Here is an 11,437-nt window from a genome sequence, read left to right as displayed (position 1 = left end):
CATGTGGTATGACCTGATCGAACGGCAACGGCAATGGTTGAGAATGTGGGACGCGGCGGCGCGGTTCACGTTCGGCCTTTGGCCCGATGCCGCGTCGTCGTGCTACGCCGACTTGTTGGAACCCCTGCTCGACCTGCAGCCCGACGCGCCACGCTTCGCCATCGATGCGATCGACGTGGACGGCCGTCGCGTCGACGTCGACGTCGACGAAACGATTGTCGCGCACACGCCGTTCTGCACGTTGCGCCGCTTCTCCCAGGCGGGCGCACGACGCGTGATCCTGCTCTGCGTGCCGCTGGCCGGCCACGTGGCCGTGATGATGAGGGAGACGGTCGAGACCCTGCTGGCCGACGGCGACGTCTGCATCACCGACTGGATCGATGCACGCGACGTGCCGCGCGACGCGGGCCGATTCGGCCTCGACGAATACGTGTCGATGCTCGACCGCTTCATCGATACCCTGCTTGCGGACGCGCGTCCGGTGCACGTCATCGCAGTCTGTCAGGCGACGTTTCCGTCGCTCGGCGCCATCGCGCTGCGCGCCCAACGCGGCGCCGCGCTGCCGGCGAGCCTAACGTTGATCGGCGGCCCCCTCGATGCCCGCATCCATCCGAGTGCGCTCGGAACCGCGGCCCGCTCGCATTCGCTCGACTGGTGTCGCGCCACGCTGATCGACACGGTGCCACATGGCTTCGCCGGATGCGGGCGTCAGGTATTTCCCGCCTATCTGCAGCGTGCCGAGATCGCGGTCACCTACCCACAACGCTACATGGCGCTGGTCGATCGCTATCGACGAGCCGTGTCGAGCGGCAACGCCGACGCACTCGCAACCGCCCGCCGGGCGTTGCGCGAATACCTGACGCTCCTCGACATGCCGGCCGAGTACTTCCTCGATACGGTCGACATCGTGTTCCAGCGAGCATGCCTGGCAAACGGGACGTGGCACGTTCACGGCCAGCGGGTCGAGCCCGCCGCGTTGCGCTCGATCGTGTTGCTGACCGTTGAGGGCAAGTGCGATGCCGTCACCGGTGCCGGCCAGACCCATGCCGCGCTGGCCATGTGCAGCGGTCTCGCAGCGAATGCGCGGCAACGCGTCGACATCAACGATTGCGACCATTACGGACTCTTTACCGGGGATCACTGGCGCACCGACGTGCATCCGGCGCTACAGACTGCGTTCGCTCGTGCGGAACGCGGCCGGCCACAGGCCGGCAGGGTGTAGCTCCCTTCATGCCCCCGCGGTACGCTGCGCGCGGCAATCGTTCGATTCTGCAGCCGAATCCTGCCGCGAGATCAAGGATCGACGCGTCATTTATGCTATAAATGTGCGCCTGATCCGATCCTCTGTTGCCCCCTCGACAGGACTGCGTCGCAGGCTGAACATCGTGCACGACTGGTATGCATTATTCGACGAAGTAAAGAAGCTGGGCAGCTACCACAGCGACGCCCAGCTTGCGGAGGCGCTCGCTCTGACCCGCGCGCAAATTTCGGCATGGCGCACGGGAAAAAGCGATCTCGGCACACTGTCTAAACTGCGAATTCTGGATGCGCTCGGTCAAGGCGACGTACGCTCCGCGGTACTCAGTCTTTTGCCGGAAAGGAACCGCGAGACACTGATTCAGCAGCACCTCGAACTCATTGCCCGCGTGGCGCGAGGCACACTGTTGGTCCATAGCGGTCCCGCCGACGGACACGCCTCCGACGCGGCACCCTCGGCCAATCGGCTGCTGGCGGCCCTGTCGGTGGGCGAACTCGACCGGCTCGTCCCGCATCTGGTGCCGGTGGCGCTCACGCTCGGGCAGGTCCTGCACCGGCAGGGCGAAGTCCTCGACCATGTCTACCTGCCCACCACGGCGGCGTGCGTGATGTTCCATTCCACGAAGACCGGCGCTCCGGTCGGGCTCGCGATGGTGGGCAACGACGGTCTCGTTGGATTGCCCGCGTGTATCGGCGAGCCGCGTGCGTCGAATCGCGTGGTCGTACAAGAGGCGGGGCACGCTTACCGGCTCGATGCCGAGGTCGCGAGGCGCGAATTCGCACGGGCAGGCAGTTTCCAGCAGTTGCTGCTCCGTTACACGCAGGCCCTGCTCGCCCAGATGTCGCAGATCGCCGTGTGCGGCCATCATCACTCGCCGCTGGAGCAACTCTGCCGCTGGCTTTTGCAAACGCTCGACCGGCTCGATTCCGACACCGTCCAGGTCAGCAGGAAAGTCTTTCCGGGTGTCCTGGGGGTCAACGGTGTGCTTGCCGCCGGGGAATTGCGAAAACTTGAAGCTGACGGGGCAATCCGCTGTCGCCCCGGTGTGATCACGATCCTCGATCGCGCCGCGATCGAACATCGGGCGTGCGAATGCCATCGCGTCCTCAAGCGAAACGACGCGCGCATGTTCGACATCAGGTAATTTCCCGCCCCGTCTCAAACGCCCGGTGCGCCGGACTTCATCGTCCGGATGCGGCCCGCGAACACGGCGTCGATGATCTGCTGCAACCTCGTCAGACACCCTTGTGCTTCATCCGGGGAATTCAGTTCGAGCGCTTCGAGCATGTTCACGATACCCGCAAGGAATGCATCGCCGATGGGGCTCTCGCGACCCCATGCCCGGAAGTATTCGGCACGCCCGTACAACGCGCAAATGAAGTCGATCTGACGCGCCGCAAACGATTCATCGTCCAGTTCGACGATTTCGAACCGCTCGTGTTCGTATCCCTGCAGTGCTATGGGTAACCGGAAAGACATATTCATACCGCAGGCCTCGAATGAGAAGGGACGTCTGGGCCGGAGCGCCTATTACACCCTCCTCTGCCATTCAAACTTTGACGGACGTCGCCGGCACGTTATTTTTCTTCCGTGACGATGTTCGCGTCAAGTATATTTGACACAAGGAGACGCGCACAGATGATGCATGACAATTCCATGGATGGTTTGGCCGTTGCCGGATTGGCCATGATTCTCGGAACCTGGGGATGGATTTGCCGCACAATCCACCGCGCCGCCGCCTCTGATGATCAGACGAATGCGATGCCGGATACCGGGACCGACGCGGCCTTCCCGGCCGGCAATCGCAACACCGCCACGGGGTGCGGATACGATGCGCCGGTCGACAACGAAGCCGGCTATCGGGCATTCGTGGCGCTCAATCCGGTCGCAACCTGGCTGATGCATCACGACGTCATCGTCTGTGTCAACGACGCCTGCCTCGCGCTGCTCGGCGCGGCCGCGGCGGCGGACGTCGTCGACACGTCGTCATCGGACTGGCTCGACCGGGAAGGCCTGAATGGCGTGCGTCATCAACTGGCCGGTTTGCCGGGCGCGCGGCAAGCGAGGGGCGAGCCGACGGCAGGCACGATGACGCGCCGGAACGGACTGACGAGGGATGTCGATGTGATCGCGATCGCACCCGACCACACATGCCGCGCCTGGGTTCTGCTGACCTTCCGGGATGTCACACGGCGCAATACGACCGAGCGGGAACTGCGCGAATCGCGCCATGCGCTGCGGGAACTGGCGCGCTCACTGCAGCGCGACCGCGAGATCGAACGGACCAGGCTCGCTTTGCAGCTTCACGAAGGGCTGGCGCAACAGATTTATGTCGTCAAGATGGAGGTCGACGCGCTCGATGCGCGCTATCCGGTCCTGACGAATCAAAGCGGATTCGTGCATGCCACCCATCGAATGATCGGCACCCACTTGGACAACGTCGTCGCTCGCGTACGTCAGTTGACGTCCGAGCTTCGCCCCCCCATGCTCGATGACCTGGGGCTGGCGGCAACGCTCGAGTGGCTCGCGCAGGACCTGTCCTCGCGATATGGCCTAAAGATCGATACGAACCTAGCCGAGCCAGGTATCGACAACACGGCAGCGTCCATCCTGTATCGAATTGCACGTGAAGCGCTGGAATACGCGAGACTTCGCGAGCCGACCTCGCACGTGTCCATGGGTTTGCGGGAGTTGGGCGGCTTCGTCACGTTGACGGTACGCGAGGACGGCCACATCGATGACGCGTTTGTTCACGGCAAGCGCCCGTCCGCCCTCTTTTCGATACGCGAGCAGGTCGCGACGATCGGTGGCGACGCCGACTGGAAAACCCTGCGCTGCGGCGGTCAGGAACTCGTCGTTCATCTGTCCACGCTGGCTCGCCGATAGCACCGGCATTCACGCCTATGACGTACGCTTGCCGGTCGCGGCCTGCTCCGCGGCCGCCACGCGGCGCTTGACCGCGATGAAGCTGTCGGGGCTGACGGAAACCGAGTCGATGCCGCACGCGACAAGAAAATCGGCGAAAGCCGGATGATCGCTCGGCGCCTGGCCGCACAGGCCGACCTTCGCCCCTGCGCCGCGGGCGGACTCGATCACGCGGGCAATCATCCACTTCACGGCCTCGTTTTCCTCGTCGAACAGCCCGGCCAGTTCCGCCGAATCGCGATCGACACCGAGCGTCAGCTGGGTCAGGTCGTTGCTCCCGATCGAGAAGCCGTCAAATCGCTGCGCAAACTGGCTTGCCAGGATGACATTCGACGGAATTTCGCACATCACGTAGATCTGCAATCCGCGGTCGCCGCGTTTGAGATCATGAGCGGCCAGGACATCGAGCACGCGGTCCGCCTCATCAAGCGTACGGCAGAACGGGATCATCACGACCACGTTCCTGAAACCCATGTCGTTACGCAGCCGAGCGATAGCCCGGCACTCGAGCGCGAATCCGTCACGGTAGCGCGGCGAGTAGTAGCGCGAGGCGCCGCGAAAACCGAGCATCGGATTTTCTTCCCGCGGCTCGAACTGCGTGCCGCCGACCAGATGCGCGTATTCGTTAGACTTGAAGTCGCTCATGCGAACGATCACCGGTTCGGGATGACGCACCGCCGCGATGCGTGCAAGGCCGTGCGCCAGCCGATCGACGAAATAGTTCGACGGCTCGTCGTAGCCCGATGTGAGTGCCGCGATTGCGCGCTTCGCATCGGCGTCCGTCAACGTCTCGTAGTGAGCCAGCGCCATCGGATGAGCCTTGATGTGGTTGCCAATCACGAATTCCATGCGCGCGAGCCCGATGCCGTCGGCCGGCAGGCGCCACCACCGGAACGCCGCGGCCGGATTCGCGAGGTTCAGCATGACCTGCGTCCGGGTGGCCGGAAGGTCGCTCAGGTCGATCTCCTCCACGTCGTACTCCGCGATGCCTTCATACACGAATCCGGCCTCGCCCTCCGCACACGAGACGGTTACTTCCTGCCGATCGTGCAGCACGCGGGTCGCATTGCCGGTGCCGACGATGGCCGGCAATCCGAGTTCGCGGCTCACGATCGCGGCGTGCGAGGTGCGGCCGCCATGATCGGTGATGATCGCGGCGGCCCGGCGCATCACGGGGACCCAGTCCGGATCCGTCGTATGCGTCACGAGTACCGCGCCTTCGACGAATCGCGCCATGTCGCGCGGGCTGTCGATCACGCACACGCTGCCTGCCGCGATCGCATCGCCGACGCTGGTCCCGGTGAGCAGTTTCCGGCCAGCCTGACCGAGCCGATAGGTCTTGATCGCGCTGGCTTCGCGCCGGGACTGCACCGTCTCCGGACGTGCCTGCACGACGAACAATTCGCCGCTTGCGCCGTCCCTCGCCCATTCGATGTCCATCGGCTGGCCATAGTGCGCCTCGATCGCGCAGGCCCAGTTCGCAAGCGTCAGGATGTCGCAGTCCGCCAGTACGAAGCGGGCACGTTCGGCTTTTGAGGTCAGCACGTTGCGAGTCGGCACATCCTTGTCGGAGCCATAGATCAGCTTGCGCGCCTTGCTGCCCAGCGTCTTGCCAATGATGGGCGTGTATGCCGGATTGGCGAGCAGCGGCTTGAACACTTCGTATTCGTCGGGGTCCACGGTGCCTTGTACGACATTCTCCCCGAGCCCCCACGCCGCGCTGATCAGCACAACCTTGTCGAACCCCGTTTCCGTATCGAGAGAGAACATGACGCCAGCCGCGCCGAGGTCCGAACGCACCATGCGCTGCACCCCGATCGATAGCGCGACACGCGAGTGATCGAAGCCCTTTTCCTCGCGGTAGGCGATCGCACGGTCGGTAAACAGCGATGCATAGCACCGGCGGCAAGCCGCGAGCAATGCATGCTCGCCGCGCACATTCAGGTAGGTTTCCTGCTGGCCCGCGAAGCTCGCGTCCGGGAGATCCTCGGCGGTCGCGCTCGAACGCACGGCGACATCGACGTTGTCGCGATCCGACTCGCGGCACAGCTGCCAATATGCGTCCCGGAACGCATCGACTATATCGTCAGGCCAGTCTCCGTCGAGAATCGCCTGCCGGATCGACGCACCTGCCGCGGTGAGCGCGATCTTGCCGGCACCGAATGCCGCGAGCGTGCTTGCTATGGCCTGCCTCAATCCGTTTGCATCGATGAATCGCCAGTATGCGTCGGCGGTCGATGCAAAGCCGCGCGGCACGCTCACGCCCCGGGCGGACAGGTTGCCGATCAGTTCGCCGAGCGACGCATTCTTGCCGCCGACACGCGCCACGTCACCGCGACGCAGATCTTCGAACCAAACAATGAGTGCATTCCCTTGATTCATGGTGCGTCCTCTGCTGTTGCGGCCTTGCGGCGCGTGGTACTCTCGGTCGGACATTGCACTGCAGTGTGCCGGCCGAATGCATTCATGCTGACGCCGCACCTCTGCTTGCGACGTGACCTGAATCAAGGACGGCGCCCGGCGCGCCTTCGTCCATGACCGGAACGAGCAGCCAGCAGAATCCCACGCCCGCACCGGTCCGCAGTGTTCCGCCTCGATGCGGTAGCAATGGATTCCGGACCGTGTCGTTTCGTCGAACACCTGCAGTCCATCGCGCGCAATCGACTCTATCATCTGATGCAGAGATAGACGTCCACGCTCAATTGCGTCGCGGATTTATCGGGATGCGCAACATCTTTCGGACGAAGATTGTCCATCGTGAACAGCTATTCTTCCGACGATCGAAATCGAGCCCAATTCCGAGGCCCGTGCGAGTCGATCTCGCAAGCTAAAACGAGGTGGACCGCCATGCGCAGATGATTTTCGGCCCCGCTCAGATGTGCGTATGCCTTGACTCGCGTGGAAAGCGAATTCCCATTCTCTGCTGCGTTAGAGGTTGTCGTTGGTCGATGCCTTGCCATCGCCTGGCCGATCGTCGTCCGGGACGATCTGCAGCGCGTCGACGTAGCCCTTTTCTTAGCGCAACCTGGGAGGCACGCGTTTGCTGGCTCTACGCTCGCCCTGGGCTACGCAATCAACCCTGGCCGGCGCGCTCCCGCCAGTCAAAAACCGGTTACTGACTTCACGGCACTCAGCACAGCGGCGACGATATCTGGACCTTCTTTAAACGCGTACACGCGAACCTTATCGGGGGCAATTTGGGCAAAACGAAGGCATGCATCCGTCATCCTCCGCCCGGGAATTGAACACACCCACCGCCGCTCGGACATGCAAGATAGCAGGCCCGAGCCACCGTCGCGGCTGCGACTGAACATTGTGTATGTGCCGTGAGAAATGCGCGACACCCAGCGTTCGTGTCGACCTGTTTGCAGATGGTCGATCGTATGCCGATACTTGCGGGGGAACTCCATTGTCAAGTATATTTGACATTGATTGATATAACAGGTGGACATCGAACTACGGGACCGTGGATATATAGACTGCTAGCGCCATCCTCGCCCTGATTGACGTGCTGCACCGAGAGTAAGCGCGTATCGAGAAGCGTCAGGTTACAGATCAAGCTTCACGAGAGCTGCTCGCGCGGCATGGCCGGCAGGAAGTCGCCGCAATGCGAGTCGTCAAACGGATCAATCGTTACCTCAACCGGTCAACCCGCAATGCAAACAACAAGCGATCGGCTTCCCGTCTGCGACGAGTGGGAACAAACACCGCTTGGCGACCGCTATCGCGCGCCTGCGCTAGACAAGGGCCTCGACATCCTCGAACTCTTGTCGGAACAGAAGGAAGGACTCACCCGTACCGAAATCACGAGGGAGCTCGGCCGCAATGCGAGCGAAATCTACCGAATGCTCGAACGCCTTGTCGCGCGCCGCTACGTGACGCGCTCAAGCGGCGGAGACCGCTACACGCTCGGTCTTAAACTCTTCGCGCTCGCACACCGGCATCCGCCGATAAACCGCCTGATCGCCGAAGCGCGGCCACTGATGCAGCGCTTCGCAGACACGGCCGAACAGTCGTGTCACCTGAGCATCTACGATCGCGGCAACCTGCTCGTGATCGCGCAGGTCGATGCTCCCGGCCCGTGGGGCGTGTCGGTGCGGTTCGGCTCGCACGTTGGACTCGACGACACCGCGTCAGGTCGCGTGCTGCTGGCGTTTCAGAGTTCCGAGCGGCGTGCGCACATGGTGGCCGAGCATCGCACGGTCGCGGGCGAAACACCGATGAACGAGCAGGAACTCGCGTACGCGTGCCAGTCGATCCGCCAGTCCGGCTACGTGCGTCAGGACAGCCGCCACGCATATGGCGTCACCGATCTGAGCGCACCGATCCTCGGGCCAGCCTCCCACGCGATCGCGGTGTTGAGTTGCCCATACATGCGCCGAATCGACGCCCACATGGCGCCATCGGTCGACGACGTCGTCACAGGGCTGCGCGATGCGACGCACCTTCTATCGATGCGGCACCGTCAATTTGCGGCACCTCTTTGATGAAAGCTCTCGGAGGGCTCCGAGCTTAGTACTGGCGAACACCTCACTACCTTCTAGATACTTTCTCCGCGTAGCGATGTCTACACGCCCCTAGAAGTTCAGTTCCGAAAGTTGCAAACACCGTGACCGACCGGAAGCGGTGCGCAAATGTCCCGACATTGCAGGCCGTTGCCTTACGTGGGCAATACCGGGTCCTGCGCGCCCGGGTCGGCATGCCGCCGCTGGAATATCTGACCCGCTGGCGCATGATGCTCGCGCGCCGCGCGCTTCGGACCGACACCGAGCCGCTTTCGGCAATCGCGCTTCGCATCGGCTACGAATCCGATACGGCCTTCGGGCTGGCGTTCAGGAAACACCATGGCGTGAGTCCCGGCCGCTACCGGACCGCGATGCGCGCGCGGCACAACGCCGCTGCCGTCCCGGGCGATCCGGCGCACTAACCGCGCCGCTTCCCACGAACGCGCTTACTCCCGTCCGGGACGACGTCTGCTTCAGTACCCGGAGCGGGCAGCGTCCCAGCGCGTGTTCTGATCGATCGCGCGTAGATGCTCGCGCAGCGCATCGGCGAATACGCGGATTTTCGCCGGGTGATTGCGGCGGCTCCGATACGCGTCCACCGGCCATGCTGGGCGCTGGGAATCGAGCTAAAAATCAGGACGTTACCGCTGGAACGCTTGGTCCACTACGCGAATTGACAAATTTAATGCGCGCGCAGGCGAGTCGACGACTTTATTTTGCTGGGACCGCCAGTAAAGTCGTCAATTCGCGCGCCAGAGGCCTTGATCCACGAGGATTCCGGAGTGACGGAATTGTTTTGCTCTACGACAGACCAGCCCTCACGCAGCGCTTCAGCCTCGAAGTCGTGGCAGCTTGCGGTTTCACCGCGAGGAGACGAACGTAGGCGGACCAGGGCAACGGAAAAGCCTGAGCGACAGAATTTAGCTCAAACGCCACGCCCGGCGGCGCTTTCACCGCCGCCTTGGTTGATTTTGCAGACTGCCGGGATAATCCGGTCTGCAGGCCACATCAAGTAAAAAGCTCGCATCTGCGCGATATTGCGTCATCCGAAACCACGACCGAATCACTCTGACAGCCCGGCGCCCAAACGACGGATCACCGCGTCGCCATAAGCGGGCCGTCCCTTCCCGTCCTGCTCGAACTCAACGATTCGTCGCCCGATCTCCCAATATGTCGCCGTCATCAGGGCGTTCACCGCGTCCTTAAACGCCTCGCACCGTAGCCCAGCATCACCGACTCCGTCATTTCCCGCAGGATACTTCCGCTACTTCACCGTTGCCAATGGCATGAACAATGCCAGCGGGTCGCTAGTCAGCGGCGCGAAGCCGAAATGCCGGTAGAACGCCGCCGCCGTTTCGTCCTTTGCGTCAACCGTCAGAGCCACCGCAGCGATTTCGGACTTTGCGGCACGTTGCAGCGCGTTGACCAGCAGCGCTGCGCCGAGTCGCCTGCCGCGATATGCCTGATCGACGGCCAGGCGCCCCATGCGCACCACCGGGATCGCAGGATAACGGGGCAACTTGCGCGCGATGGCGTGCGGCAAATCCGTGAGCGCGACGCTGGCGGCAGACAGTGTGTAGTAGCCCGCGACGACGTTGCCGTCGAGCATCACGAAACAGGCGGCCACCCTGCGGCGTACGTCCTGCGTAACCACTTCGCGCAGATATCGATCAAGCGCGGGCGTGCCGCATGCGAATCGAGATCGATCATGAGCCGCCTCAAGGGCGGCCACTACCAACTGCGCACCGCTCATGCGTTACGCAGCAGTTGGTCGTGAAGATCGATCGCGCGCTTGAGTGCCTCGACCGGCTCGGCGGGCGTCAGGATCGCGTGCGCGAACCGTTCCGATTCCGCGACCGACAGGCGGATCACTTCCGCGTCGGCAATCGCGCGTTGCGCCGCCTCCCGGGCGGCCGAGACGACGAAATCGGACATCGTGCGCCCCTGAATCTCGGCAGCGCGCCGGATCGCCGCGTGCACATCCGTTTCGATGCGGGCTTCAAATCGTGTGGTAGCCATGGTCATTCACCTCCTGACGCCATTGTACGGAAAATTGCCGGGGCGATCAAGGTGTACGGAAAATTGCCGGGTCACTATCGCGCAAAGTGAAAATGCAGGACGACGTGTTTGACGCACCGGGAAGTCTGCCCGCACCCATGGACCAAAATAAAGTCGCCAAATTAGGGCCGGAAGCCTTGATCCGCGAGGGTTCCGGAGTGACAGAACTACATTGCGCTATGTGACGGTCATCCGCTACCAGAAAGGCTTTGGCGGGCCGCCCAGCGCTTCGCCGTGGGTCGAATGGGTGCGCCAGCGTGGCGGCTGGAATCACATGTGCCGATAACACCTTGTTTTCACTACGCATGATGCTGCTCGCAAAATCCCCTAGCACGGAAATCGCAAGAGGTGCCGGCACGGCGCCGGTCCCTCTTGCTCTCGATCCATCGAACCGGGCCGGGATTTCGCTGTCCGACAGCGGATCGGCAGGCACATTGGAACGGGAAATTTCCCGCCTCACCACGAATACAGAACTGTCATGACGTTTCCCCACTGGCTCAGCCTGGTCAAGGAAGTCCCGGATTTCCATGCCGTCCCCACGTTTAACCATATGGCGCAGCGGACACAGCAACCATCTTGAGACAGCCCATGTCATGCGCAATTGAAATCCGGCTGCCAACGCTCGCCAGTGCGAGCGATGGCGTTGAGCGTGATGAGCAGCTTGCGCATGCATGCGACGAGGGCGACCTTC

General features: G+C 62.8%; 10 protein-coding genes and 1 pseudogene. 5 read left to right on the top strand and 6 right to left on the bottom strand.

Annotated elements, in window-relative coordinates:
• Nucleotide 1 precedes the first annotated feature (1 nt).
• Entirely contained in the window at nucleotides 2–1,222 is a 1,221-nt protein-coding gene (gene phaZ, locus H0X91_RS31520) for a polyhydroxyalkanoate depolymerase (protein ID WP_196433653.1), read from the top strand.
• Nucleotides 1,223–1,385: 163 nt separating this feature from the next.
• Nucleotides 1,386–2,402, top strand: coding sequence for a Crp/Fnr family transcriptional regulator (locus tag H0X91_RS31515; RefSeq protein ID WP_052106034.1), 1,017 nt, complete (start codon nucleotides 1,386–1,388; stop codon nucleotides 2,400–2,402).
• 14 nt (nucleotides 2,403–2,416) lie between these two features.
• Here H0X91_RS31515 and H0X91_RS31510 read toward each other — a convergent pair whose 3' ends face one another.
• Entirely contained in the window at nucleotides 2,417–2,743 is a 327-nt protein-coding gene (locus tag H0X91_RS31510; protein WP_052106035.1) for a hypothetical protein, read from the bottom strand.
• Between the two features lie 153 nt (nucleotides 2,744–2,896).
• On the opposite strand from H0X91_RS31510, the gene H0X91_RS31505 reads away from it, so the two are divergent.
• Nucleotides 2,897–4,144, top strand: coding sequence for a sensor histidine kinase (locus H0X91_RS31505; RefSeq protein ID WP_230878061.1), 1,248 nt, complete (start codon nucleotides 2,897–2,899; stop codon nucleotides 4,142–4,144).
• A 15-nt stretch (nucleotides 4,145–4,159) separates the two neighbouring features.
• Here H0X91_RS31505 and ppsA read toward each other — a convergent pair whose 3' ends face one another.
• A complete protein-coding gene (gene ppsA, locus H0X91_RS31500; protein WP_034202975.1) occupies nucleotides 4,160–6,565 on the bottom strand; it encodes a phosphoenolpyruvate synthase in 2,406 nt (801 codons plus the stop codon).
• Nucleotides 6,566–7,839: 1,274 nt separating this feature from the next.
• On the opposite strand from ppsA, the gene H0X91_RS31495 reads away from it, so the two are divergent.
• Nucleotides 7,840–8,670: an IclR family transcriptional regulator gene (locus H0X91_RS31495; protein WP_034202976.1), complete on the top strand. Its 831-nt coding sequence runs from the start codon at nucleotides 7,840–7,842 to the stop codon at nucleotides 8,668–8,670.
• Nucleotides 8,671–8,792: 122 nt separating this feature from the next.
• Nucleotides 8,793–9,110 carry a helix-turn-helix transcriptional regulator gene (locus tag H0X91_RS31490; RefSeq protein WP_242460831.1) on the top strand — a complete coding sequence of 106 codons (318 nt, stop codon included), beginning with the start codon at nucleotides 8,793–8,795 and terminating at the stop codon, nucleotides 9,108–9,110.
• A gap of 641 nt (nucleotides 9,111–9,751) precedes the next feature.
• Here the strand turns inward: H0X91_RS31490 and H0X91_RS35480 are convergent.
• The 4 genes and pseudogenes from H0X91_RS35480 to H0X91_RS35475 all read right to left on the bottom strand — a co-directional run.
• Nucleotides 9,752–9,871, bottom strand: coding sequence for a hypothetical protein (locus tag H0X91_RS35480; RefSeq protein WP_406568752.1), 120 nt, complete (start codon nucleotides 9,869–9,871; stop codon nucleotides 9,752–9,754).
• Nucleotides 9,872–9,952: 81 nt separating this feature from the next.
• Complete coding sequence (locus H0X91_RS31480) at nucleotides 9,953–10,441, bottom strand: GNAT family N-acetyltransferase (protein WP_011548487.1); 489 nt, start codon at nucleotides 10,439–10,441, stop codon at nucleotides 9,953–9,955.
• Nucleotides 10,438–10,707 (bottom strand): type II toxin-antitoxin system TacA family antitoxin, encoded by a 270-nt coding sequence (locus H0X91_RS31475; RefSeq protein WP_012493055.1) that lies wholly within the window; start codon nucleotides 10,705–10,707, stop codon nucleotides 10,438–10,440. The genes H0X91_RS31480 and H0X91_RS31475 overlap by 4 nt, the downstream gene beginning before the upstream one ends.
• 630 nt (nucleotides 10,708–11,337) lie before the next feature.
• Nucleotides 11,338–11,437, bottom strand: a pseudogene (locus tag H0X91_RS35475) (IS110 family transposase); the annotation flags it as partial.

This window comes from Burkholderia sp. 9777_1386, assembly GCF_015712265.1.
GTDB classification, from domain to species: domain Bacteria; phylum Pseudomonadota; class Gammaproteobacteria; order Burkholderiales; family Burkholderiaceae; genus Burkholderia; species Burkholderia cenocepacia.
This window is presented reverse-complemented; position numbering and strand designations above follow the sequence as displayed.